This is a genomic window from Bacteroides sp. AF25-38AC, from assembly GCF_003602995.1.
Taxonomy (GTDB): domain Bacteria; phylum Bacteroidota; class Bacteroidia; order Bacteroidales; family Bacteroidaceae; genus Bacteroides; species Bacteroides uniformis.
This window is the reverse complement of the sequence record NZ_QTMD01000003.1, coordinates 1-26,188: the sequence shown is the minus strand read 5'-3', so window position 1 is coordinate 26,188 and position 26,188 is coordinate 1. Positions and strand designations below refer to the sequence as shown.

The 26,188-nt window shown below is 47.3% G+C and carries 21 protein-coding genes and 1 pseudogene; 13 read left to right on the top strand and 9 right to left on the bottom strand.

From position 1 onward, the window contains the following. Positions 1 to 21: 21 nt before the first annotated feature. Positions 22 to 1,197 carry an efflux RND transporter periplasmic adaptor subunit gene (locus tag DWY55_RS02995; protein WP_057254017.1) on the bottom strand — a complete coding sequence of 392 codons (1,176 nt, stop codon included), beginning with the start codon at positions 1,195 to 1,197 and terminating at the stop codon, positions 22 to 24. Positions 1,198 to 1,505: 308 nt separating this feature from the next. On the opposite strand from DWY55_RS02995, the gene DWY55_RS02990 reads away from it, so the two are divergent. Both DWY55_RS02990 and DWY55_RS02985 read left to right on the top strand, forming a co-directional pair. Further along, on the top strand, positions 1,506 to 3,461 hold the full coding sequence (locus DWY55_RS02990) for an Ig-like domain-containing domain (protein WP_005833829.1): 1,956 nt from the start codon (positions 1,506 to 1,508) through the stop codon (positions 3,459 to 3,461). Beyond that, positions 3,376 to 4,290 carry a DUF3108 domain-containing protein gene (locus DWY55_RS02985; RefSeq protein WP_080545834.1) on the top strand — a complete coding sequence of 305 codons (915 nt, stop codon included), beginning with the start codon at positions 3,376 to 3,378 and terminating at the stop codon, positions 4,288 to 4,290. The genes DWY55_RS02990 and DWY55_RS02985 overlap by 86 nt, the downstream gene beginning before the upstream one ends. On the opposite strand, the gene DWY55_RS02980 is transcribed toward DWY55_RS02985, so the two are convergent. After that, positions 4,235 to 4,678, bottom strand: coding sequence for a PaaI family thioesterase (locus DWY55_RS02980; RefSeq protein ID WP_005826009.1), 444 nt, complete (start codon positions 4,676 to 4,678; stop codon positions 4,235 to 4,237). The two genes, DWY55_RS02985 and DWY55_RS02980, sit on opposite strands and share 56 nt — an antisense overlap. 178 nt (positions 4,679 to 4,856) lie before the next feature. Between DWY55_RS02980 and DWY55_RS02975 the strand changes: the two genes are divergently transcribed. From DWY55_RS02975 to DWY55_RS02965, 3 genes are all read left to right on the top strand, one after another. After that, on the top strand, positions 4,857 to 6,056 hold the full coding sequence (locus DWY55_RS02975; protein WP_005826007.1) for a glycoside hydrolase family 88 protein: 1,200 nt from the start codon (positions 4,857 to 4,859) through the stop codon (positions 6,054 to 6,056). Further along, positions 6,053 to 7,597 carry a sulfatase gene (locus DWY55_RS02970; protein ID WP_016272089.1) on the top strand — a complete coding sequence of 515 codons (1,545 nt, stop codon included), beginning with the start codon at positions 6,053 to 6,055 and terminating at the stop codon, positions 7,595 to 7,597. The genes DWY55_RS02975 and DWY55_RS02970 overlap by 4 nt, the downstream gene beginning before the upstream one ends. A 145-nt stretch (positions 7,598 to 7,742) precedes the next feature. Then, the gene (locus DWY55_RS02965) at positions 7,743 to 9,773 is read left to right on the top strand and encodes a patatin-like phospholipase family protein (RefSeq protein WP_057254042.1); all 2,031 of its coding nucleotides are present in this window, start codon (positions 7,743 to 7,745) and stop codon (positions 9,771 to 9,773) included. A 156-nt stretch (positions 9,774 to 9,929) separates the two neighbouring features. Here the strand turns inward: DWY55_RS02965 and cysS are convergent, their stop codons facing one another. Next, positions 9,930 to 11,405 carry a cysteine--tRNA ligase gene (gene cysS, locus DWY55_RS02960; RefSeq protein WP_008662079.1) on the bottom strand — a complete coding sequence of 492 codons (1,476 nt, stop codon included), beginning with the start codon at positions 11,403 to 11,405 and terminating at the stop codon, positions 9,930 to 9,932. A gap of 125 nt (positions 11,406 to 11,530) precedes the next feature. Here cysS and mnmA point away from each other — a divergent pair, with 125 nt between their 5' ends. After that, positions 11,531 to 12,583 (top strand): tRNA 2-thiouridine(34) synthase MnmA, encoded by a 1,053-nt coding sequence (gene mnmA, locus DWY55_RS02955; protein WP_034532616.1) that lies wholly within the window; start codon positions 11,531 to 11,533, stop codon positions 12,581 to 12,583. Positions 12,584 to 12,682: 99 nt separating this feature from the next. Continuing rightward, positions 12,683 to 13,564, top strand: coding sequence for a DUF3078 domain-containing protein (locus DWY55_RS02950; protein ID WP_005825995.1), 882 nt, complete (start codon positions 12,683 to 12,685; stop codon positions 13,562 to 13,564). A 145-nt stretch (positions 13,565 to 13,709) separates the two neighbouring features. On the opposite strand, the gene DWY55_RS02945 is transcribed toward DWY55_RS02950, so the two are convergent. Beyond that, positions 13,710 to 15,221: a GH3 auxin-responsive promoter family protein gene (locus tag DWY55_RS02945; RefSeq protein WP_005825993.1), complete on the bottom strand. Its 1,512-nt coding sequence runs from the start codon at positions 15,219 to 15,221 to the stop codon at positions 13,710 to 13,712. 122 nt (positions 15,222 to 15,343) lie between these two features. Here DWY55_RS02945 and DWY55_RS02940 point away from each other — a divergent pair, with 122 nt between their 5' ends. After that, complete coding sequence (locus tag DWY55_RS02940; protein ID WP_005833813.1) at positions 15,344 to 16,354, top strand: ATP-dependent 6-phosphofructokinase; 1,011 nt, start codon at positions 15,344 to 15,346, stop codon at positions 16,352 to 16,354. Here DWY55_RS02940 and rnc read toward each other — a convergent pair. Genes rnc through DWY55_RS02925 form a run of 3 tightly spaced genes read right to left on the bottom strand, consistent with a single transcriptional unit; the run spans position 16,313 to position 18,722 of the window. Continuing rightward, on the bottom strand, positions 16,313 to 17,191 hold the full coding sequence (gene rnc / locus DWY55_RS02935) for a ribonuclease III (protein WP_172679983.1): 879 nt from the start codon (positions 17,189 to 17,191) through the stop codon (positions 16,313 to 16,315). The two genes, DWY55_RS02940 and rnc, sit on opposite strands and share 42 nt — an antisense overlap. A gap of 7 nt (positions 17,192 to 17,198) precedes the next feature. After that, positions 17,199 to 18,464 carry a beta-ketoacyl-ACP synthase II gene (gene fabF / locus DWY55_RS02930; protein WP_005825984.1) on the bottom strand — a complete coding sequence of 422 codons (1,266 nt, stop codon included), beginning with the start codon at positions 18,462 to 18,464 and terminating at the stop codon, positions 17,199 to 17,201. 21 nt (positions 18,465 to 18,485) lie between these two features. Further along, the gene (locus DWY55_RS02925; protein ID WP_004291965.1) at positions 18,486 to 18,722 is read right to left on the bottom strand and encodes an acyl carrier protein; all 237 of its coding nucleotides are present in this window, start codon (positions 18,720 to 18,722) and stop codon (positions 18,486 to 18,488) included. Positions 18,723 to 18,871: 149 nt separating this feature from the next. Here DWY55_RS02925 and purN point away from each other — a divergent pair, with 149 nt between their 5' ends. Next, positions 18,872 to 19,459 carry a phosphoribosylglycinamide formyltransferase gene (gene purN / locus DWY55_RS02920; protein ID WP_008662068.1) on the top strand — a complete coding sequence of 196 codons (588 nt, stop codon included), beginning with the start codon at positions 18,872 to 18,874 and terminating at the stop codon, positions 19,457 to 19,459. Here purN and DWY55_RS02915 read toward each other — a convergent pair. Together DWY55_RS02915 and pdxB are read right to left on the bottom strand one after the other, a co-directional pair. Beyond that, complete coding sequence (locus DWY55_RS02915) at positions 19,450 to 21,303, bottom strand: sulfatase-like hydrolase/transferase (protein WP_008662067.1); 1,854 nt, start codon at positions 21,301 to 21,303, stop codon at positions 19,450 to 19,452. The genes purN and DWY55_RS02915 overlap by 10 nt on opposite strands. A gap of 116 nt (positions 21,304 to 21,419) precedes the next feature. Next, positions 21,420 to 22,463 carry a 4-phosphoerythronate dehydrogenase PdxB gene (gene pdxB, locus DWY55_RS02910; protein ID WP_005825977.1) on the bottom strand — a complete coding sequence of 348 codons (1,044 nt, stop codon included), beginning with the start codon at positions 22,461 to 22,463 and terminating at the stop codon, positions 21,420 to 21,422. A 629-nt stretch (positions 22,464 to 23,092) separates the two neighbouring features. Here pdxB and DWY55_RS02900 point away from each other — a divergent pair. The 4 genes and pseudogenes from DWY55_RS02900 to DWY55_RS02885 form a co-directional block, all read left to right on the top strand. Beyond that, on the top strand, positions 23,093 to 24,238 hold the full coding sequence (locus tag DWY55_RS02900) for a glycosyltransferase family 4 protein (protein ID WP_005825968.1): 1,146 nt from the start codon (positions 23,093 to 23,095) through the stop codon (positions 24,236 to 24,238). A 3-nt stretch (positions 24,239 to 24,241) separates the two neighbouring features. Beyond that, positions 24,242 to 25,279 (top strand): pyridoxal phosphate-dependent aminotransferase, encoded by a 1,038-nt coding sequence (locus DWY55_RS02895; RefSeq protein WP_005825966.1) that lies wholly within the window; start codon positions 24,242 to 24,244, stop codon positions 25,277 to 25,279. Continuing rightward, a complete protein-coding gene (locus tag DWY55_RS02890) occupies positions 25,276 to 26,007 on the top strand; it encodes an NTP transferase domain-containing protein (RefSeq protein WP_005825963.1) in 732 nt (243 codons plus the stop codon). Before DWY55_RS02895 ends, DWY55_RS02890 begins: the two co-directional genes overlap by 4 nt. Positions 26,008 to 26,024: 17 nt before the next feature. After that, positions 26,025 to 26,135, top strand: a pseudogene (locus DWY55_RS02885) (LicD family protein); the annotation flags it as partial. Positions 26,136 to 26,188: the final 53 nt, after the last annotated feature.

Here is a 26,188-nt window from a genome sequence, read left to right as displayed (position 1 = left end):
ATTTTTTTATTTTTCATTCTTTCATTGAAACGCAGTCTGAATATTGCCTTCTTTCTGGTCTTTTAGGGCCTTCTGGTATTCGGCTTCCTTTTCAGCAGGCGTGATGGGCGTGATGGACTGTCCGTCCTTCAGGTTCTGTACCCCTTCGATAACGATTTTTTCGCCTGCTTTCAAACCTTCCGTCACGTAATAATACTTGCCGTCGTCTAAGCTGAACACTTTAACTTCGGTATTTTTCAGCGTGTTGTCCGGTTGCAGTACGAATACGAACTGCTTGTCCTGGATTTCGGTAGTGGCAGACTGTGGAATCATGATGACATCATGCAGCGGGTTGGGGAATACCACATTGCCGGTGCTTCCACTACGCAGCACGTTGTGCTTGTTGGGGAAGAGGGCACGCATGGTTACCGAACCGGTAGTCTGGTCAATGACTCCGCTGATTGTCTCCACGCGGCCACTGTCGGCATACATGGTCCCGTCGATGAGCTGCAACTGTACATCCGGCATCTTTTCCAGAATTTCCTTGGTGCTACCGCCTTCACGAATCTGTGACAAGAGTTGGCGTTCGGTCATGGAGAAGTAGGCGTACATTTCGGAGATGTCGGCAACGGTAGTCAGCGGGCTGGCTACGGAAGGACTAACCAAGCTACCTACGCGGTAGGGAATGCTACCTACTACACCGTCACTGGGGCTGGTTACACTGGTGTATGACAAATTGTTCTTGGCATTGACCAATTGGGCATTGGCTTGTGCCAGTTGTGCCTTTGTCTGTGCCAGCTGGTTTTCGGCCATTTGCAAATCGTAGTCACTGATGATGTTTTTCTTGTTCAGTTCACGTTTGTTGTTTACAGTCAGTTCTTGTGTGTTTACGGCAGCTTTGGCTGTTTCAACAGCAGCTTTGGCCGAATTTACGGCTGCCTGATACTGTACGGGGTCGATGCTGAACAACACTTGTCCTTTGCGCACTGTTGCGCCTTCATCCACGTGCAATTTTGTGATGAACCCACTCACCATCGGGCGGATTTCTACATCTTGTTTACCCTTGATAGTAGCAGGGTAGCTGTTTGTCAAGTTGGCAGTGGTGGTCTTTGCCTCAATCACTGCAAATTCGGGAGCTTTACCCGTTCCTTTGTCGCCTTGTCCGCAACTGCTGAGCAGTGCCAGGCAACATGCCAATAATACTAATCTACTCTTCATACTCTTTTTTGTTCTCTGTATAATTTTATATTCTTCTTTTTTTCGATTCTTGAAAGGCGTTTTTGTGTGTAATTCATGATTTAGAAATAAGGTAGGAAAAAGAAAACTGAATACTCCTATTCAGTTTTCGTCTGCAAAAATATTCTTTTCTTAGTATATAAGGTGTGAAACACTTCCTTTTTTAACTATGTTTCATACATAGATGAGAACGAAAGGACATTTTTTGATTAAAATACTGTAAAGCATACCGCTAATTGGCAGATAACCTTTATTTTTGCAGCATGTTAGAACGTAAACGCCATACTAAAATGAAGCCGCTTTTCCGCAGGTTGTTGGGGGGTGTTGCCATAGCTGCCGCACTGTATTCTTGTGCCAGTGTGGGCCGTATTGAAGGAGGACCTTATGATGAGACTCCTCCGCGTTTTATTTCCGGTACTCCCACGCCCGGCGCACTCCATCACAATAAAAATAAACTTTCCATTGAGTTCGATGAATTTATCAAGCTTGACAAGCCGAATGAGAAGATTGTAATATCCCCTCCGCAGGTGCAGCAGCCCGAAATTAAGTCTAATGGGAAGAAGGTGGTCATCACTCTGCAGGATACATTGAAACCCAATACTACTTATACATTCGATTTTGGTGATGCCATCCAGGATAATAATGAGGGGAATCCCTTGGAGAATTTCTTCTATTCTTTCTCTACGGGCGACCGTCTCGACTCTATGGCTGTGGCCGGTACAGTACTGAATGCGGCCAATCTTGAACCGGTGAAAGGAATGCTGGTCGGTCTGCATGCCAATCTGGCCGACTCCGCTTTTACCAAACTTCCTTTTGAGCGGGTGGGGCGTACGGACAGTCGCGGACGCTTCTCTATCCGTGGAGTGGCTCCCGGCAAGTATCGCATTTATGCCTTGCAGGATGCCGACCAGAATTTTGCCTATTCCCAGCCGACGGAAGTGATAGCTTTTAATGACTCTATCATCATTCCTTCCATGGAAGAGCGCATGCGCCAGGATACGACCTGGATAGACTCGCTGACAGTAGATACGATTGTAGAACGTCAATATACCCACTACCTTCCGGATGATGTTCTGCTGCGTGCTTTCAAGGAGCTTTCCTTCTCGCAACGTTTTTTGAAGGCCGAACGGTTGACTCCGGAGAAGTTTTCGCTCTATTTCACTGCTCCGGCAGACACGTTGCCTTTATTGAAAGGATTGAACTTTAATGAGGAAGATGCGTTTGTTATAGAACAGCCTACCGGCCGGAACGATACGATTCATTATTGGATAAAGGATTCTCTGCTCTATAAGCAGGATTCCCTGAAAATGAGTATCACCTATTTGTATACGGATAGCCTGAAACGATTGGTACCCCGTACCGATACTTTGAATGTGCTGGCGAAGTTGACATACGACAAGCAGCAGAAGCAGAAGCAGGAAGCGAAGGAAAAGGAACAGAAAGAGCGTGAGAAGAAAAAGAAGAAGTTGAAGGAAGGTGAGGTGGAAGAGCCCGAGCCGACGGAATTCCTGGCTGTAGATGTGTATGCCCCTTCTGCAATCGATGTATATGATTATCTTACTCTGTCGTTTACGGAGCCGGTGGCAAGCATAGATACCACCGCTTTCCATCTGAAACTGAAAGTGGACTCGTTGTGGCAGGATATCCCGTTCGACTTTATGCGCGACTCTTTGGACTTGAAGCGTTATAATCTGTTTGCCGAATGGGCACCCGGCGAAAGCTATACATTTGAAGTGGATTCTGCTGCCATACGCGGATTGTACGGGTTGTTCTCCGACAAGATAAAGAAGGACTTCAAGGCCAAGAAGCTGGAAGAGTACGGGCAGATATTCTTTAATGTGCATGGAGCGGACTCTCTGGCTTTTGTGGAACTACTGGACGGTCAGGACAAAGTGCTGCGCACGGTGCCGGTGGTGGATGGGAAAGCCGATTTCTATTTCCTCAATCCGGGCAAATATGGAGCGCGGCTGATAAATGATACGAATGGGAATGGCGTCTGGGATACGGGAAACTATGCCGAGAAGCGCCAGCCTGAAATGGTTTACTATTATCCGATGGTTCTGGAGCTTAAAGCGAACTTTGATTTGACCCAGGAATGGGATATTAAGGCCAAGTCCCTGGATAGGCAGAAGCCGGACGAACTAAAAAAACAAAAACCAGATGAAGACAAGAAAAAGCAAAACAGGAACAAAAATAACCGCAGTGGCAATAGCAGCCGCAACAGTGGTAGAGGCCATAGCTATTAGGCGGAAGCAATTGTTCATTCTATTAATGGTGGGAGCGGTCTGTTTGGGAACCTCCCAGTCTGTTCAGGCCCAATGTACTGCAAAGAATGAAGCTTTCCAGTCGGGCGAGCATGTCATGTACGATTTATATTTCAATTGGAAGTTCATTTGGAAGAAGGTGGGTCTGGCAAGCCTCACTACCAATGCCACGACTTACCATTCCGAGCCTGCATTTCGCTTTAACTTGCTTTGTGTAGGCAGTAAAAAGACCGATTTTTTCTTCAAGATGCGTGATACGTTGACTTGTTATGTCAGCGATAGGTTGGAGCCGCTCTACTTCCGTAAAGCGGCGGAGGAGGGAAGCCGCCATACGGTGGACGAGGCTTGGTTCTCCTACTCGGACGGACTGGCGAATGTAAAGCAGAGACGCACCTGGCACAATCCCGTGCGTGAGGCTCAGGAGATGGAATACAGTGATAGTCGCTGTATCTTCGATATGTTGAGCATTTTGGCGCAGGCGCGCTCTTATGACCCTAAAGACTACAAGGTAGGGCAGAAGATACTCTTTCCCATGGCCACAGGACGCAGGGTGGAAGAGCAGACGTTGATTTACCGCGGCAAGGAGGAGGTCAAGGCGAATAACGACACCGTTTACCGCTGCTTGGTATTCTCTTTCGTAGAGTACAAGAAAGGTAAGGAGAAGGAGGTCATCACCTTCTTCGTATCCGATGATAAGAACCACCTTCCCATTCGCTTGGACATGTATTTGAATTTCGGTTCGGCCAAGGCATTCTTCAAGAGTGTCCGGGGCAACCGCTATCCGATGACGTCTGTGGTAAGGAAAAAGTGATGTTATCCCCTTTTCTAAATACACTGGATTCGAAAGTGGCAATCAGTTTTCCCTCCTGGTTGGTGACGTCGATCTGGTAATATCCGGTGGTGCGGCCGATGTAGCGTTCGCGTGCTTCGGCATACAGTACATCGCCCGGTCCGCTGCTGCGCAGGAAGGTGATATTGGACGAAAGAGAGAAGGCCAATGTTCCGTGGGAGTTGGCTGCTGCTGCCAGTGCCAGGTCGGCAAGGGTGAAGATGGCACCCCCTTGCGTACGGCCTCCCGCATTGAGATGCTCTGCCGTGATAACCAGGCGTGCCTTGCTGTATCCTTCCTTTATTTCTATCAGTTCTACACCTGCATTCGTGGCGAAGCGGTCGTTCTTAAAAAACTCTTGTGCGGTCATGGGGAGTAATGATTAATGTTTAGTGATTAATGATTAATGGGTGGAAAATATGTGCTTCCGGACGCAAAAGTAACGATTTTAGCCATTAATTGAATTATTTAGGCGGGTCAAATCTGTACACTTGCTCTACTTTTGCAGCAGGAAAAATCATAAACTCTTAATAAATAAATCCCTTATTATGAAAACAGTCCTCACTACATTGGGAATCTCCCTCCTTGTATTGGCAGGTTGCGCAGGGCAAAAGCAGGCTGAAAGCAACTTTATCCAAGAAAACATTGATAATGCTGTGGCTCAGGAGACAATTCAGACAGACATTATCGAAAAATCCGGTAAAATCCTTAATCCCCGTACCATTGATAAGGATGGGAACATTGTCTATGTACCTATCGACGATTGGTGTTCCGGCTTCTTCCCCGGTAATATCTGGCATATGTACGAGTTGACCGGTGACCAGAAGTGGCTGCCGCTGGCAGAGAAGTATACCGAGGATTTGGATTCGGTACAATACCTTACCTGGCACCATGATGTGGGCTTTATGATTGGCAGCAGCTACCTGAACGGATACCGTTTTGCGGGTAAGGAGGAGTACAAGCCGGTCATCATACAGACAGCCAAATCATTGTCTACCCGTTTCCGCCCTGCAGCAGGCGTACTTCAGTCATGGGATGCAGACAAGGGGTGGCAGGCTGAACGTGGCTGGAAATGTCCCGTTATCATTGATAATATGATGAACCTCGAACTGCTGTTCGAAGCTTCCAAGCTGTCCGGCGACTCCACTTTCTATAACATAGCCCGGAAGCACGCCGATACGACTATGGCTAACCATTTCCGTGAGGACAACAGCTGCTATCATGTGGTGGATTATGACCCCGAAACCGGTGAAGTCCGTAAGAGACAGACTGCACAAGGCTATGCCGACGAGTCTGCTTGGGCACGTGGACAAGCGTGGGCCTTGTACGGCTATACCATGTGCTATCGCTATACACACGATGCCAAATACCTGGAACAGGCTGAAAAGGTCTACAACTTTATCTTCAACAACAAGAATCTTCCGGAAGACTTGGTTCCCTACTGGGATTTCGATGCTCCCAATATCCCGAATGAACCTCGCGATGCTTCGGCAGCTGCCTGCACGGCGTCCGCCCTTTACGAGCTGAGTACTTATCTGCCGGATAAGGGATACAAGGAAACCGCCGACCGGATTATGGAAAGCCTCGCTTCTCCTTCCTACCGTGCCAAGGTGGGTACCAACGGCAACTTCATCCTGATGCACTCTGTGGGCAGTATTCCTCACGGTGCGGAGATTGATGTACCGCTGAATTATGCCGACTATTACTTCCTGGAAGGATTGATGCGTAAAAGAGACTTGGAAAAATGAAAACTCAATTAAATATTTTGTTAGGTGGTTTAGGTTTGTTCGCCTTGCAGGGCTGTAAAGCCCCGCAGGCGGAACAATCCGTCCAGCCGAATGTCATTTACGTTTTTCCCGACCAATACCGTAATCAGGCGATGGAGTTCTGGGGCCAGGAAGGTTTTCGCGAGAAAGTGAACTTTCGGAATGACCCGGTGCATACCCCACGCTTGAATGATTTTGCCCGGGAGTCGGTGGTATTGACATCTGCCATGAGCAACTGCCCGTTGAGCAGTCCCCACCGTGGTTCTCTGTTGACGGGAATGTATCCTAATAAGAGTGGTATTCCATTGAATTGCAATTCGAGCCGTCCCATCAGCTCCCTGCGTGAGGATGCTGTGTGTGTGAGTGATGTTTTCTGCAATGCCGGATATGACTGTGCCTACTTTGGCAAACTGCATGCCGACTTTCCTACCCCCAACGACCCCGAACGTCCCGGACAGTATGTGGAAGACCGTGTACCTGCATGGGATGCCTATACGCCGAAAGAACGTCGTCATGGGTTCAATTACTGGTATTCTTACGGTACCTTTGACGAACACAAGAATCCGCATTACTGGGATACGGAAGGCCGTCGCCACGACCCGCGCGAGTGGTCACCGTTACACGAATCGGGCAAGGTGGTGTCTTATCTGAAGAACGAGGGGAATGTACGCGACCCGAAGAAACCTTTCTTCATTATGGTAGGCATGAATCCTCCCCATAGTCCGTACCGTTCTTTGGACGACTGTATGGAGGAAGATTTCAATCTCTATAAAAACCAGCCTCTGGACAGCTTGCTCGTCCGTCCGAATGCCGACTCCAAGATGCTCAAGGCAGAGAGTGCACGCTACTACTTTGCTTCTGTGACGGGTGTCGACCGTGCTTTCGGTCAGATACTTGATGCCTTGAAGGAACTCGGGCTGGACAAGAATACCATTGTCGTGTTTGCCTCCGACCATGGAGAGACCATGTGTAGCCAGCATACGGAAGACCCGAAGAATTCCCCGTACTCCGAGTCCATGAACGTTCCTTTCTTGGTGCGTTTTCCCGATAAGATTAAGCCTCGCGTGGACGACTTGATGCTTTCCTCGCCGGACATCATGCCTACCTTGTTGGGGCTTGCCGGTCTTGCCGACTCCATTCCGGCCGAGGTGCAGGGGCGCAACTATGCACCGCTTTTCTTCGATGAAAAGGCGGATATTGTACGTCCCACCGGCGCTCTCTACATCCAGAACCTGGACGGTGAGAAGGATGCGGAAGGCATGGTCCGTTCCTACTTCCCTTCGTCGCGCGGCTTTAAATCGGCGCGCTACACGCTGGCGCTCTACATTGACCGCGAAAACCATAAGCTGGTCAAAAGTTTGTTGTTTGACGATGAAAAGGACCCGTATCAGATGAATAACCTTTCTTTGGAAGAAAACCAAGAAGTCGTAAAAGACCTTTGCGCAGAGATGGGCAAAGTGTTGAAAGAGATTGATGATCCTTGGTATAAGGAAGGTATCTTGAAGGATATGATACCTTATTGATTGGAAATGGGTTATAGATAATCCTCCATAAATTGCTTGAACGTTTTTTGCGACCCGCTTCGACTGATAGTGAACTATTTGTCGGAGCGGGTTGTTTGATTCAGAGTGGAATAAATTACCAATACGTATTAAGTAAATGATGGAGATGAAGTATAGACTATGGGCTTGTTTGTTGTTTTTGCCGATGGTCCTTTGGGCGTCCGGGCGTCCGAAAGTGGCTGTCGTACTCAGTGGGGGTGGCGCCAAAGGGACGGCGCATATCGGTGCTCTGAAAGTAATTGAAGAAGCGGGTATCCCTATAGATTATGTGGTGGGCACTAGTATGGGGGCCATTGTGGGCGGTTTGTATTCTATCGGATATACCCCACAGCAATTGGACAGTATGGTGAATGCCCAGAACTGGAAATTCTTGCTCTCGGATGCCCCCAATCCTAAGGATGTGTTGCTGGATGACCGGTTGAAGTCGGAGCGCTATGTACTCTCCATTCCGTTTTCTTTGAAATCTGCCGCTGTTTCGGATGCGGGTATCATAAAAGGGAAGAACCTGGCACGTTTGTTCTCCACATTGACAGAAGGTTACCAGGATTCTGTGGATTTTAGCCGTCTGCCTATTCCGTTTGCCTGCGTGTCGGAAAATCTGGTGAATGGCAGCGAAGTAGTGTTCCATGAGGGAATACTGGCTACTGCCATGCGTTCCAGCATGTCCATTCCCGGTGTGTTTGCTCCGGTAGACCTGGATGGAATGGTGTTGGTGGACGGTGGAATGGTGAATAACTATCCGGTAGATGTGGCGCTTGCCATGGGGGCCGACTACATTATCGGGGTGGATGTGCAGAGTCCGCTGCTTAAGGCTTCCGAGCTGAAATCGGTGAAAGACATCTTCGGGCAAATCATCAATCTGCAAGGAGAGAAGAAATACCGTGAGAATCTGCGTAATACCGACGTATTGATAAAGGTGGATGTCACCGGCTATTCGGCTGCAAGTTTCACCAAAGAGGCCATCGACACTTTGATGGTGCGGGGAGAGCGTGCTGCCATGGACAGTTGGGACGGACTGCTTGCCCTGAAACGGAAGCTGGGACTTGCAGAAGATTATCAGCCTCGCCGTCCGGGACCTTTCCGCTTGCCTGGCGCGGCTGTTGATAGGGAGATTCCCGTTGATTCCCAAATAGCCGTCCCTGCTGTACGGGAGAACAAGTTGAATGTCGGTTTTCGTTTTGATACGGAAGAACTGGCGGCGTTGCAGGCAAATACGGACTTCTATTTCGGCCGGCAGCGGGAGTCGCTGGTCAGCCTCACCGCCCGTCTGGGCAAGCGTACACTGGCACGACTTGGATATGGTTATCAATGGGACGGTGGATGGCAGGCAGGACTTGCCTATCAGTTCGACTATAAAGATATGAATATTTATAATGAAGGCAAACGGGCGCTGGATTTGACTTTTACACATCAGCTGGTCCGTATGGGGGCGGCGAAGGACTGGAACAATATCCAGGTCAGTCTGGGCATTGACTTTGATTACTACCACTATCATGATTTGCTGTCGCTCGACCCGTTGGCTTCGGCACTGTTTGAGAATTCGTCCTTATTCAGTTACTTTGCCGGACTTGTGTTCAACAACTTGAATGAGAGGAGCGCCCCTACAAAAGGTATGTCGTGGGCGGTATCCTATCATCTCTATACGGATAACTTCTTCCAGTATAAGGACAACAATCCTATTTCTGTTTTCGATGCCCGTTGGCAGGGATGTTTCTCTCCCTCGAGTAAGTTCACTGTCACTCCTTCGTTTTATGGACGCGTATTGTCCGGAAGCGGTAATTATCCTTTTGCCATCATTAATATGGTGGGGGGAACCATACCGGGGCGCTATATGCCACAGCAGATACCGTTTACGGGCATCAACCGTGCGGAACTGTCACAAGCCGCATTGCTGGTTGCAGGGCTGAACCTCAGACAGCGTATCTTGAAAAACCAGTATATATCAGTGATGGGCAGTTATGGGCGAAACTCCGGGAGGTTTCATCAGATTCTTGACTCTTCCGAATCGGTTGATATGGCAGGGGTAGGCATCGGCTATATGTACAAGAGTTTTCTGGGACCAGTGGAGATACAATTGAATTGGTCCAACCAGACGAAGAAAGTAGGGTGGTATGCCGGGTTCGGATTCGTATTCTAACAGGGATGTATCAAAATACACAATCACCATAGGATTATACAGATTTTATTTTTCAGTTAAAAGAACAGAAGAACAAGAGAAAAATATGTTCTTTTGTTCTTCTGCCTAAAACTTACCCCAATCTGTATGATTCTGTGGTGAGTTATGATACCTTCGTTATTTATTCAGCTTCCATTCGCTTCCGTCCTTACCGTCCTTAATCTCGAAACCGAGCGCGGTGAGTTCATTGCGGATTTTGTCGGATGTAGCCCAATCTTTGTTGGCTTTTGCCTTTGAACGCTCTTCCAATAGCATGTCCACTACTTTGCCGAAGGCAGCTTCACGCTCTTCGTTGGAGGCGTTGTCTTCTTGTAATCCTAAGATGTCGAAGCAGAAGAGGTGGAAGGTTTCCTTCAATTCTTTCAGGTCTTCGGCTGTGATGGAATCGTTTCCAGCCAGGATATTGTTTACCATCTTGGCGCCGTCGAAGAGGTGGGCGATGACAATCGGTGAGTTCAAGTCATCATTCATGGCTTCGTAACACTTGGCACGCAGGGATTTCACGTCTATGGTGGAGGTTGCAGCAGGGGTAATCTTGTCCAGTCCATGTACAGCATCCATCAGTCTTGCCAATCCCTTTTCGGCGGCTTGCAGAGCTTCGTTGCTGAAGTCTACCGTACTGCGGTAGTGGGCTTGCAGGGTGAAGAAGCGGATGGTCATTGGGCTGTAGGCTTGCTCCAGCATGGGGTGTGTGCCTTTGAAGAGCTCTTCCAATGTGATGAAGTTACCGTAAGACTTACCCATTTTCTGTCCGTTCACGGTCAGCATGTTGTTGTGCATCCAATAATGTACCATATCTTCTCCTTGGGAAGCTACGGATTGTGCAATCTCGCATTCGTGATGCGGGAAGATAAGGTCCATACCGCCACCATGAATGTCGAAGTGCTCGCCCAAGTATTTCTTTCCCATGGCTGTACATTCGGCGTGCCAGCCGGGGAAGCCGTCGCTCCACGGGGAAGGCCAACGCATGATGTGTTCCGGTTGCGCACATTTCCAGAGGGCAAAGTCTGCGGGATTGTGCTTCTCGCTCTGTCCGTCCAGTTCGCGGGTGGTGTTGAGAACATCATCCAGGTTGCGTCCGGAGAGCTTGCCGTAGTGATGGTCCTTGTTGTATTTTTCTACATCGAAATAAACGGAACCTTCACTTTCATAGGCATATCCGTTCTTCAATATCTCCTTTACAAGTTCTATCTGTTCGATGATGTGGCCGCTGGCATGTGGCTCGATACTGGGAGACAGCACATTCAATGCATCCATCGCCTTATGATAGCGGTTGATGTAGTACTGTGCCACTTCCATTGGCTCCAGTTGTTCCAGACGGGCTTTTTTCGCAATCTTGTCTTCACCTTCGTCGGCATCGTGCTCCAGATGGCCCACGTCGGTAATGTTGCGGACATAGCGCACCTTGTAGCCGATGTGCGTCAGGTAGCGGAACAGCAGGTCGAAAGTGATGGCAGGGCGTGCATGTCCCAAGTGCGGGTCACCGTACACGGTCGGTCCGCAGACATACATGCCTACATGCGGTGCATGCAGCGGTACGAACAGCTCTTTTTTTCTATTTAAAGTGTTGTAAATGGTCAGTTGATGTTCCATAACAGTTGATTATTAGTTCTTTTAGGAGTACAAAGGTATAATAAATCTGTGAAAATCTATAATGATATTCTGTTTTATAAGAGTAAATGCAACGGATTTCACCTTCGTTTATTACTTTTGTATCCATGAAGTCAGATAAACGTGTATTGCTTGGCATGAGTGGCGGCACGGATAGTTCCGTGGCCGCCATGAGGTTGCAGGAAGCCGGTTATGAGGTGACTGGCGTGACTTTCCGTTTCTATGAGGCAGGAGATGAGACCGGGTATTTGGAAGATGCACGGGCTCTGGCCCTGAAGCTGGGGATGAAACACATTACCTATGATGCACGCGAGCTTTTCCGTTCGCGTATTATCCGCTATTTTGTGGAAGAGTATCTAAGGGGACGCACTCCCGTTCCTTGCACGGTCTGCAATAATGAGCTGAAGTGGGCACTGTTGGCTAAAATAGCCGATGAAAAGGGGATTTATTGGATTTCTACCGGACATTATGTGCGTAAAGTCTTGTCCGGAGGAAAGTATTATATAGCTCCTGCTGCAGATAAGGACAAAGACCAGACTTTCTTTCTGTGGGGATTGAAGCAGGACATCCTGCAGCGTATGTTGCTTCCGATGGGAGATATTACGAAAAATGAGGCGCGCTCGTATGCGGCGGAGCGTGGTTTCGGGCAGGTGGCTGCGAAGAAAGACAGTATAGGTGTGTGCTTTTGCCCTTTGGATTACCGTTCCTTTTTGAAGCGTGAGGTTCCTGAAACACTATTACCCGGTAAAGGTAGATTCGTCGATGAAAAGGGGGATTTCTTGGGATGGCATGAGGGCTATCCGTTTTATACCGTAGGGCAACGTAGGGGCTTGGGTATCCATCTGAACAAGGCTGTTTTTGTGAAAGAGACAAGAGTGGAAAGCAATGAAGTCGTTTTAGCTCCGCTCTCTTCCCTCTACAGGCAGGAAATGTGGCTGGGAGACTGGAACCTGGTGGAGAATAGTCGTGTGCTGGGTGCAAACGAGGTTATTGTGAAGATACGCTACCGTAAGCAGGCAAACCGGTGCAGGGTGACTCTTACGGTGGAAGGTCTGTTACGTGTCCGTCTGATAGAGCCGCTGGAATCCATTGCACCCGGGCAGGCAGCGGCTTTCTATGATAAGGACGGATACTTGTTGGGCGGTGGAATTATTCTCTGAACCTTACATTCGTTTTATAGCTTCTCGAACAAAAGATAGTAAATGTTGTTAATTTTATGAGACGTCTTTTTATGAGAAACTTTTAAAACGAACTGTAATATGAAAAGGATATATATTGTAATGTTGTTTGCTGCTTTAGCAACCATAACTTATGCTCAGACGGATGATAAAGGTTATCAGGAGGGAGCTTGGGTATTGAAAGGAGTGACTGGTCTTAATATGTCACAGACTGCCATGGCCAACTGGTCGGCAGGAGGTGAGAATTCCATTGCTGGAAATGCCTACTTGAATGCATCACTGACACACAAGAAAGGAAACTGGCTCTGGGTCACCAACATGGTGCTGGACTATGGCTTGTCGAAAACCAAATCTCAGGGGATGAGGAAAAGTAGTGATAAAATAGGGCTTTCCACTCAGTTGGGATATTCTACAGACAACGTCTGGTTCTATACACTGATGGGTGATTTGAATACCCAGTTTGCCAAAGGATATGACTATCCTGACAAAGAGCACCAGATTTCCAATTTCTTTGCTCCTGCCTATTCGAATATCGCCCTGGGTATGGAATGGAGGCCTAAGAGTAACTATTCTCTACTGCTTTCACCCGTTTCCACCAAGATGACTTTCGTGACTGATGACTATCTTTCCGATTTGGGCGCTTTTGGTGTAGACCCGGGTGACCACTTCAAGATAGAGGGTGGCGCTTTTGTGAAAGCCCGTGCTGAATTGCCCGTGATGGAGAATGTGAATCTGATTACTACGGCTGATTTCTTTACTCCTTACAGCAAAGATTTTGGAAACATAGATGTGAATTGGGATGTACTTATCAGCATGAAAATCAATAAAGTATTGTCGGCTACCATCAATACAACTCTGAAGTATGACAATGATGTGAAAACGTTTGATGACAATGGAGTGAAGAAGGGCGCCAAGGTGCAGTTTAAGGAAGTGCTGGGAATTGGGCTGGCATATAATTTCTAATCCTTGAGGCTGATTGTTGAAATGAAAAAGTAAAGTCAAAACGTACTGACTGATTTGTAAAACGCGGATTACGCAGATTACATGGATTTATTAATTTATCCGCGTAATTTGCGTAATCCGCGCTTGATTTTTATGATATAGTAATTTACCGGTTCAGTTCCAGCATTTCCTCTATATACTCCCTCGTGTTGCTGAGCCGGGGCACCTTATGCTGTCCGCCGAGTTTCCCCTTGCTATCCAGCCAGTTATGGAAGAGGTTGGGACGGGCGACGATGATTTCCAGCGGTTGCAGCGCCAGGTTATTCTGCCTTTTAGCTTCATAGTCGGAGTTCACCTCTTTCAGGGTGTCGTCCAATACTTTGGCGAACTTCTCCAGGCTGTCCGGCATTTGTGCAAACTCTATCAGCCACTGGTGGCGGCATTTGGCATGCTTGTCCATAAACACGGGAGCAGCAGAGTAATCTACTACTTGTGCACCGGTCTCGGCACATGCCCTGGCAAGTCCTCTTTCCGCGTTATCCACAATCAGTTCTTCGCCGAACGCGTTGATAAAGTGCTTGGTACGTCCGGTGATGACGAACTTATAGGGGTTCTTCGATGTGAACTTCACCGTATCTCCAATCATATATCGCCACAAACCGGCAGAAGTGGAGATTACCATGGCGTAGTTTTTGTTCAGCTCCACCTCCTCGAGGCAGAAGGTACGCGGATTCTCCTTGCCTACATCTTCAAGCGGGATGAACTCGTAGAAGATACCGTAGTCAATCATCAGCAACATGGCAGGGTCGGCAGGGTCGTTCTGCGTGCCGAAGTAGCCTTCGGAGGCGTTATAAGTCTCTACATAATGCATCTTGCTGCTGCGGATCACGTCTTTGTATTGCTCGCGGTAGGGAGTGAAGGCAACGCCGCCGTGGAAGAATACCTCCAGGTTGGGCCATATCTCCTCAAGGCTCTGCTTTCCCGTCTTTTCCAGTATATGTTTGATGAGTACAAGCATCCAGGACGGTACACCGGAAAGGTTGCTTACATTTGCATGGATGGTTTCGCGGGCAATGGCCTCCATTTTGGGCTCGAAGTGCTCCATCAAGGCTGTCTGCTTGCTGGGTACGCGGACAAAGTTTACCAGCGGGTTGATATTTTCTATGAGGATGGCGGAGAGGTCGCCTACAAGACTGTGGTTGGTGTTCAGGTTGGGAGCGTGGCTGCCTCCAAGGATAAGCCCTTTACCGGAAAAGAAACGGCTTTCGGGATTCTGTCCCAGATAGATGGCAACGGCATCCCGGCCTCCCTTGTAATGCGTGTCGTGCAAGGACTCCCGGCTGACGGGCAGGAACTTGCTCTTGTCGTTGGTGGTACCCGATGATTTGGCAAACCAACGTATTTCCGAAGGCCAAAGCAGATTTTGCTCACCGGCACGCAGGCGGGTTACATAAGGTTTTACTTCTTCATAAGTTTGTATGGGAAGGCGCTTCTTGAAATCTTCATAAGTACGGATAGAGGCATAGTCATGCTTCTTTCCCCATTCCGTGTTTGCCGCTGTCCGGACGAGGCGCTGCAGTACAAGCTGTTGCAATTCACCGGCATGGCTGGTGTATTGTTCGATTTCTTTCAGACGGGGAGCAAAATATACCTTATTCAGAAACTTTGTAATATTCATCGTTCTTTGTGAAATCTTATTTTAAACCGCAAAAATAATCTTATTTATCGGCATCTCTATCTTTTTTCTCTTTTTTTTCTATCTTTACGGACCTATAGAACAATAATTCAAACAAAAATATCATGAGAATAGGTATTTTGACTTCAGGAGGCGACTGTCCCGGCATCAACGCTACCATTCGCGGTGTATGTAAAACAGCTATCAACCATTATGGAATGGAAGTAATTGGCATTCACAGCGGTTTTCAGGGGCTGCTGACCAAGGATGTGGAGTCGTTTACCGAAAAATCCTTATCCGGTTTGCTGAACTTGGGAGGTACGATGCTCGGTACTTCGCGCGAGAAGCCCTTTAAGAAGAACGGCGTGATGTCCGGCGTGGACAAACCGGCACTGATAGCGCGGAATATCGAAGAGATGGGGCTTGATTGTGTAGTCTGTATCGGCGGGAACGGTACGCAGAAGACAGCCGCCAAACTCTCTGCTATGGGGCTGAACATTGTGTCTGTACCTAAAACCATAGACAACGATATTTGGGGAACTGATTTCTCCTTCGGATTCGATTCTGCCGTCAGCATTGCTACGGATGCCATCGACCGGTTGCACAGCACGGCCAGCTCGCACAAGCGGGTGATGGTGATTGAGGTGATGGGGCACAAGGCAGGTTGGATAGCCTTATACTCCGGTATGGCAGGCGGTGGTGACGTGATTCTGATTCCGGAGATTCCCTATAATATCCACCGTATCGGAGAAACGATTCTGAATCGGCTGAAGAAAGGAAAGCCTTACTCCATCGTGGTGGTAGCCGAAGGTATACAGACGGACGGGCGGAAGCGTGCCGCCGAGTATATAGCTCAGGAGATAGAGTATGAGACGGGTATCGAGACCCGTGAGACTGTGTTGGGTTATATTCAGCGGGGCGGCTCACCCACACCTTTTGACCGTAACCTTTCCACACGTATGGGTGGACATGCCACGGAACTGATTGCCAACGGGCAGTTCGGGCGGATGATTACCTTGAAGGGGAATGAAATAGCTTCTGCACCGCTGGAGGAGATTGCGGGCAAGTTGAAGCTGGTGACGGAAGACAATGACTTAGTTGTCCAGGGACGTCGGATGGGAATCTGTTTCGGCTAATTTTTCTTGTGGGGATTCTTCAACAGCTTCTGCCATGGGATTTTCTTCTGTGGAGGTTTCTGTTGCATGGTTTCGCTCCTTGGCTGCCTGGACTTCCTCCTTGAAAGCGGCATCCTTAATTTTTTTCAATGCCATCTGTGCCGCATTTTGTTGCGACTCCTTCTTGGAATAACCGGTGCCGGTACCTGCCGATATCCCTTCGATGCGGACTTCGGTGTGGAACATCGGATTGTATTCTTCGTCGAGAAACTGCTCGATAAGCTCGAATGACACCTCCATTTTGTTCTTCTGGCTCCATTCGATGAGTTTTGACTTGAAGTTGACCTCTTTGCGAGACATCTTGTCGAGGTCGATATAGTTTTTGAAAATCTTCTCTTCCATGAACTGCTTGCAGCGGTCGTAGCCCTGGTCCAGATAAATGGCGCCGATGAAGGCTTCGAATGCATTGCCGTACATGTAGCTGTTGTGGGATGAGGAGCGGGTGGAGTATTTCACCAGTTTGTCCAGTCCGATTTCCACGGCCAGTTTGTTGAGTGTTTCCCGCTGTACAATTTTGGAACGGGTATTGGTAAGGAAACCTTCGCGGCGTCCTTCGAAATGGCGGTAGACAATATCTCCTACAATGGCGTCGAGGATAGCATCGCCCAAGAATTCCAGCCGTTCGTTGTTGATGGGACGTCCTTTTTCGGAGCGCATGGAGATGGATTTATGCAGCAAAGCCTGCTGATAGACCTTGATGTCACGTGGAAAGAAGCCGAGAATTCTGTAAAAACAAAAATAAGACTCTCTATCCTTGCGGAACAAGAGCCTTATTTTATCTATTTGGTTACGTAACACGACCTTATTATTCTGCGTATTTCTTGAAAATGACACACGCATTATGACCACCGAATCCAAAAGTATTGGACAAAGCTACGTTCACTTCGCGCTTTTGTGCTTTGTTGAACGTGAAGTTCAGGTCATAGTCGATGTTTTCGTCGTTATCACCCTCTTCGTGGTTGATGGTCGGAGGAACAATGCCATTCTTGATGGCGAGGATGCTTGCAATGGATTCTACCGCACCGGCAGCGCCCAGCAAGTGGCCGGTCATGGATTTTGTCGAACTGATGTTCAACTCATACGCATGCTGTCCGAATACCTCTTTGATTGCTTTTGCTTCCGAAATATCACCTACGGGAGTAGATGTACCGTGAACATTGATATAATCTACTTCTTCGGGTTTCATTTCTGCATCTTCCAACGCATTCAGCATCACTAACTTGGCTCCCAAACCTTCGGGGTGAGAGGCTGTCAGGTGATGAGCGTCGGCAGACATTCCTACGCCGGCAACTTCCGCATAGATTTTGGCACCGCGTGCCTTGGCGTGTTCCAGTTCCTCGAGAACGAGACAACCGCCACCTTCACCCATGATGAATCCGTCACGGCTTGCGCTGAACGGACGGGATGCAGTTTCGGGAGAATCATTGCGGGTTGACAATGCATGCATGGCATTGAAACCACCTACACCGCAAGCGGCGATGGCAGCTTCCGAACCACCGGACACGATAACATTTGCCTTACCCAAACGGATGAGGTTAAACGCATCGGCAATAGCATTTGTGGAAGTGGCACATGCAGAACAAGTTGCGTAGTTGGGACCATGGAAACCATACATGATGGAAATTTGTCCGGCAGCAATGTCCGAAATCATCTTGGGGATGAAGAACGGATTGAATTTGGGGCCGTTTTCCTTACCGGTCAGGGCATAGTTGCCCGCCTCTTCTTCGAATGTACGGATGCCACCGATACCGGCGCCGAAGATGACACCGATTCTGTTTAAATCCTCATTTTCGACGTCAAGCCCAGAGTCACCTACCGCTTCTTTGGCTACTGCAATGGCATATTGTGTGTACAAGTCCATCTTGCGGGCCTCTTTGCGGTCTATATATTTGGTAGCATCGAAGCCTTTTACTTCGCATGCAAACTGAGTCTTGAAAAGCGATGCATCGAAATGAGTAATAGGTCCTGCTCCACTAACCCCATTCACAAGATTTTCCCAGAATTCGGGAACACTGTTGCCAATGGGAGTAATGGCGCCGAGACCTGTTACTACAACTCTTTTTAATTCCATGTTATAAACGAATGGATAAGATTACTTAGCGTGTTCTTCGATGTAAGATACAGCATCACCTACAGTACCAATCTTTTCAGCCTGGTCATCGGGAATAGAGATACCGAATTCCTTTTCGAATTCCATGATAAGTTCTACAGTGTCAAGAGAATCAGCTCCCAGGTCGTTAGTGAAGCTAGCTTCGTTAGTAACTTCTGATTCTTCTACGCCTAATTTATCGACGATAATCGCTTTCACTCTTGATGCAATTTCAGACATAACTTTAAGTTTTTAATTAATAATTAGTTTTATTTCTTTAAATTTGCGGTGCAAAGGAATGAATATTTATCATTCCTCGCAAATATTTGATGAATTAAATGCACCTTTTTGCACATTTTTCACGGTTTTGTGCAGTAATTGGAGGGATTATGGGAAAAAATATCGCAGTTTTAGCGTCGGGAAGTGGTACGAATGCCGAGAATATCATCCGTTATTTCCGGGAAAAAGGTTCGGCATGTGTGGCTCTGGTTTTGACTAACCGGCAGAATGCGTTTGTTTTAGAGCGTGCCAAGGGGCTGGGAGTGCCTTGTGTCTGGTTTGCCAAGAGCGATTGGGAAAGTGGAGAGCTTGTTTTGTCGACGCTTCGAGAGCATGATATTGATTTTGTGGTATTGGCAGGATTCCTGGCACGTGTGCCGGACAATATTCTGCATGCTTATCCCAATAAAATGATAAATATACATCCTTCGTTGCTGCCCAAGTTCGGTGGAAAGGGAATGTACGGCGACCGTGTGCACGAGGCAGTGATTGCTTCCGGCGAAAAGGAAAGCGGTATTACCATCCATTATACGAATGAGCATTATGACGAAGGCGGCATTATCTGCCAGCAGAAATGCCCCGTATTGCCGGGCGATACGCCGGAGGAGCTGGCGCAACGCATCCACCGGCTGGAGTATGAATACTATCCGAAGGTGATAGAGGAGTTGGTGGAAGGCCTCTCTCCCAGTTATTTATAGAATCGGTTAAGGGAGAGGATGGCCTCGTTCAGCTTACGGTTGTCTATCTTGTAGTTTTCCAGGGGATTCAATGCACTGTCGCTGATTTCTATATATCCGGAAGGGTGTTTTTCCAGAATAGTATGATTTTCTACGATAAAGGCATAATTGAGATTGTCGCCCACGATATGCCAGTTCCGTGGACAAGTATCGGTTATTAAATGCCCCATACTGTAATCGGAAGGCGGATTGGTTACACCCAGCACTTTATTCATTAGGGTTGGTGCAAAATCATAGTGCGTGGTACGGTGATGGTAGGTATGTGGCTGTTCTCCCGGTTCATATAATAGGAAGGGGATATGTGTTTGTACCGGTGAATAATTACTGCCGTGGCCCCAATAATTTTTATGATTCTCATTGAATTCTTGTCCATGGTCTCCGGTAATGATGACCAGGGTATTGTCTAGCAGTTTCTTTTCCTCAAGTTTGTGGAGGACGCATCCCACCAGTGAGTCGGCTTCCGCCACGCAGTTGTAGTAGAGGTTCAGGAAAGGAGTAGGGTCTATGTCGTTGTTCAGTTTCATATAGTCGGCGAACTCCCAGGACGGTTGGAAACGATAAAGCTTGTCCTTCGGCACTTCATATCCGTGTGCCAAATCATAGAAGAGAAAGGAAAAGAAAGGTTTTGTACCGCTGCCCAGCGTATCGAGTGCTTGCAGATAATCTGCTGTAATACGGCAGTCGCGGTCATAAACGGTTTTTCCTTCGGTATGGGTACGCAAGTCGGGTACCTTTGAGAAAAGTATTTTGGCAAATGGCGGGTTGACGATTGTAGCACTGGGATAAATACCTATCTGATAATTCTGCTTCAATAGTTCTTCTATGAGCAGGGGCTGTATGCCCGATACCTCAAAATCAGTCCAGTAGATGGATGAGAGACTGAAGAAAAGCCCGAAGATACTTCCACGTGTGCCATTGCTGCTGCTTAGATGGGAGGTGAATCTGCTGCAACTGTCGGCAAAGTGGCTGATATGAGGTGTAATGTCCTGGTTAAAGGCGCGGTAGTTCCATGAGTCTATGGCTATCAGCACTACATTCTTGGGGTTGGAATGGACTTCGTATTTCAAAGAATCTATCGGATAGTTGAGGTCAGCAGACTGCTTTTTGTTGTTGAAGTTCATTTTAATGACATCCTTGGATGAGACCACTCCTAACTTCATCATCAGGCGGGTTGCCGTAAGCGGGAAGTAATAGGGCAGGCAGGGGGCGCTGCGAATCACTGAAGTCTTTTGCGCTACGGCGGCATAGGCATGATAAAAGTTAGAGAATAGTGCAAACAAAATCAGAGTGGCAAGTATAGGACGGAAGCCACAGCGGTGAAAGCGGGTATAACAATGGCCTGCAAGTATTCTTAGCAAAGTATTGGCGGCAAATATACCCACTAATACTCCTGCAATCTTCAGATAAAGCCAGAAGCTGAATGTGAAAATCTCACTGTTGCCCTCTCCAACCAGGAGATTCAGTACAAAACCATTGATATGGAACTTGTAAAGACTGTACACACTGCCGTCTATGTAAGCAAGTATATTGAGTAATGATACAAGAATAATGTGTGTGATGGCGGCGGCTTGATGGCGCCGGACGGTAATGGCTACGATTAAGGATATGATGTAAGGAATAAGTGCCCACAAGGCGGCATGTGAGCAAGCGGCCGTTATATAAAACATCCAGCCTCCCACGTCCATCATGGCGAGCCGGGGACTGTGAATCAGATAAAACAGAAATTGTATGGCAATCGTCAGAGTTGAAATTGCATAAAAAATAAATCCTTCACTGAGTGATTTCTCTAACTGTATTTTTTGCATTGATATTGTAATGTTTTGCCTATAGTTTCCTCTGATTCGGCATTGATAGTAAAGGCGTGAGGAGCTTATATAGTGACGTCTTTTGTATTATCGGGCTGTATCTCTAAATGTATGTGCTACTTTGGGATATAAGTGTAAGCATCTTTTTCTCTTCGTAGCGGGTAGTCTCCCCGCAATTTTTCAAATTGTTCGGGATGTGTTTTCAGTGTTTCGCTGTCCCTTCTCGGGTCATACATTTGCAGATATGCTTCTGCCAGGCTGTCGGCGGTAATAATCGGGTTCCGGGGTTGGGGGGGAGCGATGCGGTAGTCGGCTTTGATGTGAAAGAAACGGCAAAGGGCATCCAGGGACATACGGGTGGCATTGGCTTTTCCGTCGGCTGAATAACCGGCTATATGGGGAGTTCCAAGGAACACTCTATTTAATAAGGTAAGATTGATATCAGGCTCGTTCTCCCATACATCAATGATGGCATCGGAAATCAGTCCGTCTTCTAAGGCATTCAGGAGCGCATTGGTTTCAATCACCTCTCCACGTGAGGTATTGATAATGACGGGACAGCGTTTTAATGACCGGAAGAAAGTATGGTCTGCCAAATGGAATGTTTTGTATGGCCCTTCCTTATATAAAGGTACGTGGAAGGTGAGGATATCACATTCTGCTGCGAGTGCTTGCAAGGAACTGAAATCTCTCTCTCCTTCCTTGTCTTGCCGGGGCAGGTCATTCTTCAGGACACGCATGCCTAGTTCTTGCCCTACTTGGGCTATTTTGCTACCCACATTGCCTACGCCGATGATGCCTAATGTCAATTCGGACAGTTGTACTCCTTTGAGTTGTTGCAATAATAGTAAGGCTGATTGCACGTATTGGGCTACGGATGCTGAATTGCATCCGGGGGCATTGGTCCAAGCGATGCCTGCTTCACGGCAATATTCCGTATCTATATGGTCGAAGCCTATGGTGGCGGTAGCAATGAAGCGGACTTTACTGCCTTCCAGCAATTCCTTGTTGCAGCGGGTGCGGGTACGTATAATCAGTGCATCGGCATCTTTTACCAACTCCGGAGTGAAGTCTCTGCCGGGAGTATAAATCACGCTGTCGGCTATTTTTTCGATGGCTTCTTTAATGAAAGGTATTTTGTTGTCAACAATGACTCTCATAATGCTGCTGTTCTTTTCGACGATTTTCCATCGTGCGAAGATACGACTAATCCGTCAAAGTGGCTAAGTAATGCCCGGAAAATAATTTGACTCTTTCCGTTTTTAAGTTTGCATTTCTGCCCTCACCGCTCTCACTCTTTTCTTCAACTTCCCTATTCAACGGCATTGCAGGGGTGGGTGAGAGCAATCGAAAAGGGTGAGGGTAAATTTTGCTCTCACCCGTGTTTTCTTCCGTTCCGCATCCTTCTTTCTTCTGTTACATCCTTTTCATTCTTTCGTTTTACTTTTGGATTCTTCAGCAGCCCACGTTAGTGAGCCGTGATGTTCACTTGAGTGAACTAAACAGCTCACTAGTGTGGTTGAATTGGTTCATAACAGTGGGCCGATGATGAATAAAGTAGTTTTCGGGAAGGAGATAAGGTGTTTGAAGGATAAAACAATGGGCCAGTACGGATTGAACAATGGGGATGTGCCCGATTCCGTACTTGGTTTTTGTAACAGACAGCAAGTGATTGCTCATCTCTATCTTATGTTTTATAGGTGAATTTGTGTTTTTGTCAAAAAAGGAAAGCGAAATAGACTGCTATATGAGGATTATCTTGTACATTTGCAGCTGAAACTTTTTAGAGATGAGAATAGGATACGACGGAAAACGGGCTGTGCAGAATTTTACGGGATTGGGCAATTACAGCCGGTATGTGGTGCAGTCATTGTCAGCCTTTGCTCCGGAAAACGAGTATTGGTTGTATGCTCCGGTACACCGTGAAAATCAGCAACTCTCGTCGATGGTGGCCGAAAGCCGGGGAACGGTATCGGTACATTATCCATCTTATTGGCTCTGGAGAGGAATGACTTCGTTGTGGCGCGTGGGAGGTATACGCAGGACTTTGAAACGGGACAACATACGGCTGTTCCACGGATTGAGTAACGAACTTCCCCTGACCATCCATCGGGTACGGGAAGTAAAGAGTGTGGTGACTGTTCACGACCTTATTTTCCTGAGACTTTCACATTGTTTTTCGTTGGTCGACCGCTTGATTTATAACTACAAATGCCGCTATGCATGCAAGCATGCAGACCACATCATTGCTGTGAGTGAGTGTACCAAGCGTGACATCATACATTATTATGGAATTCCTGCGGATAAAATTTCCGTTATTTACCAAGGGTGTAGTTCTCTGTATGCCTGTCGTGTCGGTAAGGATAAGCGCAAGGAGGTGATGCGGAGTTATCGGTTGCCCGAACGCTATATCTTGTCGGTGGGCACCATTGAGGAGCGTAAAAATGCGCTGGCCATTGTGAAGGCTTTGGAGTATCTGCCCGATGAACTGCATTTTGTTCTGGTAGGGAGACCCACAGCCTATATCCATCAGCTGAAAGAGTTTATGACAAAAGCCGGATTGCAAGACAGAGTACATTTTCTGCATGGTATCCCTTCGGACGATTTACCTGCCATTTATCAGTCGGCCGAGACTTTTGTATACCCATCCGTTTACGAAGGTTTTGGCATCCCTATTCTTGAGGCTTTGCATTCCGGCATTCCGGTGGTAGCAGCAACCGGCTCTTGTCTTGAAGAAGCGGGGGGGGAGCATTCATTGTATGTGCGTCCCTATGATGTGGAGGGATTGGCGGCAGCGATTGCCCGTACACAAGAGCCTTCTTTGCGTGCCACCATGATTGAGGAGGGGCTGAAGTGGGCACAGCGTTTCACGGAGGAGCAGATGGCGCGTGAGACGATGGAGTGTTATCGGAAAGTATTAACAAAAGAAACCTAAGATATGAATTATTTGGACCGCAATGAGTTTAACTACGCACCTTCGCAAGAGGTGGTGGAGGCTCTAAAGAATTTTGATATAAACAAACTCTGTTTCTATACCCGTATCTACGACGAAGGCAAGAAGAGTATTCTGTCTGTTTATCTATCTGAATCTTACGGAATTGATGAACCGCAGGTACTGTTGGGTTATGGTGGAGAAGATATATTGAAACAAGCAGTCCACTATTTCCTGACCCAAGAGGATGGGAACAAGACGATGCTCATTCCTAAATTCTCGTGGTGGTACTATAAATCCATTGCTGATGAAGTGGACGGGCATACGTTGCAGTATCCATTGTATGAGGATGGCAATACCTTTAAATATGATTTCGCTGCCATGAAAGAGATGGTACAGCGTGAGAATCCCAAGGTCTTATTAATCGCTTCGCCCAATAATCCCACCGGTAACGGTCTGACCCCCGCAGAATTGGACGCTTTGTTGGCTGAGTTGCCCGTAACAACCATCGTTTTGGTGGACGAAGCCTATGCCTCTTTCGTATCTACTGATACGGACTATATTAAAATGCTGGTTGATAAATATCCCAACCTGATTATTTCACGCACGCTTTCCAAGTTCTACGGATTGCCCGGATTGCGCATGGGGTTTGGGTTTATGAGTAAGGAGTTGGCCAGCTTTGGCAAATACAGCAACAAATATCTGGGTTATAACCGTATCTCTGAGGATATTGCTATTGCCGCACTGAAATCGGATGCGCATTACCGGAATATAGCACGGCTGATGAATGAGAGTCGCGCCTGCTTTGAAGCGGAGATAGGGACGTTGCCTGGTTTCAAGGTATATGAGTCGGTGGCGAACTTTGTCCTTATAAAATATCCGATTGTCTTGAAAGAACGCTTACAGAAAGCTTTTGCCGACGAGGATTATAAGGTGAAGTTCATGAATGAACCAGACATCAATACCCATTTGCGTATTACCTTGGGGCGTCCTGAACAGAACCGTATTGTCATTGACACCATTAAAAAAATTGCATTACAATGAAAGCGGTTATATTGGCTGCAGGGATAGCTTCGCGTTTGCGTCCGTTGACTGATACCACTCCAAAATGTCTGTTGAAAGTTGGAGAGCGTTGTTTGCTGCAAAGAGCCTTTGATGCATTGCTGCAGAATGGCTTTCGGGAGTTTGTCATTGTCACCGGTTATAGACAGCAGCAGATTGTGAACTTTCTGGAAGCTCATTATCCGGCATTGGAGGTTACGTTTATCTATAATGAGAAATATGCTTCTACCAATAATATCTACTCTTTATGGCTTACACGGCCTTATGTAGATAAAGAGGACATTCTGTTGCTGGACAGCGATATCCTTTTTGACCCGCAGATTGTAGCCAAGTTGCTTGGATATGGTCAAGCGGATGCGTTGGCTCTGAACCATCATACATTGGGGGAAGAGGAAATCAAGGTAATAGCGGACAATGATGGCAAGGTGTTGGAAATCAGTAAGACGTGCTCCATATCCCGAGCTATTGGCGAGTCTATTGGCATCGAGAAGATGTCTGCCGCTTATACAGAAGCGCTTTTCCGGGAATTGGAGGTTATGATTACCAAAGAAGGTTTGGATAATATCTTCTATGAACGTGCTTTTGAGCGTCTCATACCGCAAGGACACTCTTTCTATGCGCTTGACACTACCGAATATTTTTCTGTGGAGCTTGATACGGTGAATGACTTTGAACAAGCACAGCGGTTGATTCCTTCACAACTTTATTAATTAATGGGCTGATTTTTATGGCAGATTATGATATACGTCCTTTGCAGCTTCGTATTTTGAAGATATTGCTTGCTGTGGATAAAGTTTGTAAAGAACATGGTTTGCGCTATTATATAATGGCCGGCACTACTGTCCAAAGAAATTTTCTTGGACGTATTTTAAATTATTAAATATCAATGTT